At 54.4% G+C, this 1834-nt stretch carries 3 protein-coding genes; 1 reads left to right on the top strand and 2 read right to left on the bottom strand.

The window, feature by feature from the left end; genetic code table 11:
* A partial coding sequence (locus JX325_RS16080) for an AAA family ATPase (protein WP_204792054.1) occupies positions 1–378 on the bottom strand: 378 nt, incomplete at its 3' end.
* Positions 379–534: 156 nt separating this feature from the next.
* Between JX325_RS16080 and JX325_RS16075 the strand changes: the two genes are divergently transcribed.
* A complete protein-coding gene (locus JX325_RS16075) occupies positions 535–1479 on the top strand; it encodes a DUF6076 domain-containing protein (RefSeq protein ID WP_204792053.1) in 945 nt (314 codons plus the stop codon).
* Between the two features lie 24 nt (positions 1480–1503).
* Here JX325_RS16075 and JX325_RS16070 read toward each other — a convergent pair.
* Positions 1504–1834 (bottom strand): acyltransferase family protein (locus tag JX325_RS16070; protein ID WP_374220653.1); only part of this gene is annotated, 331 nt, incomplete at its 5' end.

The following is a 1834-nucleotide window of genomic DNA, read 5'->3' as shown; positions in this document are numbered from 1 at the left end:
CTCAAAGAGTTGCCGCAGTAGCCCTGTGTCTCCTCCTCTGTCCGGTCCCGTCAGCATTTGGGCCTCCGTTGAAAAATGCAGGGAGGAGAAATCGTCCGGCTCGCTGCCCACCATTTCTGAAAGCCGGTTTTGGATTCTCTGCCGGTTGTCCTCCAGACAGAGATACAGCACTGTGGAGGACCGCACAGCAAATTTCCAGACGGGTTTGCCGGAGACGATTCGTGTGCAGAGCCACAGGGCCAGCCAGGACTTGCCCACCTTTGGCGCTCCGGCCAGAATGTACAGTCCCGGCGCCAGTAGACCGTCCACCAGAAACGGGGGCTGCCGCATCGGCTGGCTCAGCAGCGTTTCCGCATCTATCGTCTTCAGGTTTGCCATGAAATCACTCCCTTCGGGCATTGACAAGGTATCCGTGTTTGTGGTAGTATTATGCCAACTTATTAGTTGGACTTTTTGTTATCGTAACACGTAGACCGACATTTGTCAAGACACATTTTATTTTTCTATTTAGCTTTTTAGAGGGAGCGGTTTATCATGTGGATGTTCAAAATGTTTTTTAAGGATGACGGAGAGTTTTTCGAGTACGACCCTTTGGGGATGCAGGGCGCAGCCGGTACGGAGAAGGCCCTCCCCTATTTGGAGAGTCTTCTGAGCTTTCTTGAGCTGGACCCGGCGGACTGGGAGCCGCTTCTCCAACAAGCTACCGCTGGCTTGGAGCAGTTTCTCTCCACCGGAGATCCCACGTACACTGACCGCATGATGCAGACGCTGGCTGAACTAAGTGCGAAGCATATTTACTTCCAGCTCCTGTATCTCCAGTGGTTTGCGCGCAAGGCCACGGGAAAGATCGAATCCCGGATGGCAGAAGAACTGCGCCTGCGCCTGCTCCCGGCTCAACTCACAGCATACCGGAAACAGGCGCAGAGGTTTTTGGAGCGTATTTTGGACATTGACCAGGTGGGCAGAGAGGTCCGGAAGAATATGCGGGAAGCCTATCTTTTTGACGGTCCCCGGGATAATAACTTCTTCCATTTTGAACCGACGCCCATCAGCCTTGGAGTTATTAGAGGCGGAGACTGTGGGGAAATCCTATATCCCAACACAATCCGAGACCTGATAGACTTCTCTATTCGGGAATGTGTCAGACGGGAAATTCCGGTCCGACGGTGCAGAAGCTGCGGGAGGTACTTCCCCATCACAGGGCGGATCACGGCGGAGTATTGCAGCCGCCCCAGCTCGTCCGGGAAACTCTGCCGGAGTACCGCTCCTGTCCGGAAATGGGCGGAGAGTCGCCGGAGCGACCAAGTCTTTCAAGAATACCGCCGGGAGTACAAGCGGCGCTTCGCTTGGATCAAGGCTGGAAAACTCACGGAGGAGCAATTCGCCGCCTGGCACAAAGCGGCCAAGGCCAGGAAGAAGGACTGCGACCGGGAGATTATTTCCCTGGATGAGTTCAAGTCTTGGCTGAAAAACTCTTAGGGCAAAGGGTTCGAGTATAGCTCTCTATATTAGCCACCGCCGGATAAACGGGACCCAGGACAAGACAGTGTACACGATACAACAACAGCAAATAATCAGCCCTGAGATCAGCGGCACCGTCAGCAGCACAGGCCCATTGACGGCCCGGAGCCCCCATCGCGCAAACGCCTGCAAAAAGAAAATGTGCGTCAGATAAATGCAAAACGAGGCTCTGGAAAGAAAACCCACCAGCTTTCTGCCGCTTTTCGAGAGAGGAACGGTTTGGCACAGGCTCCACATGCCTAAGGCGACCAGAAAAACAAACACCCCCATCCCCTCTAAAAAGTGGTCGTCCGGTCTGCCCGCCGTGTAGGAC

The sequence above is a fragment of the Oscillibacter sp. CU971 genome (genome assembly GCF_905219725.1).
Classification (GTDB): Bacteria; Bacillota; Clostridia; order Oscillospirales; family Oscillospiraceae; genus Oscillibacter.
This window is presented reverse-complemented; position numbering and strand designations above follow the sequence as displayed.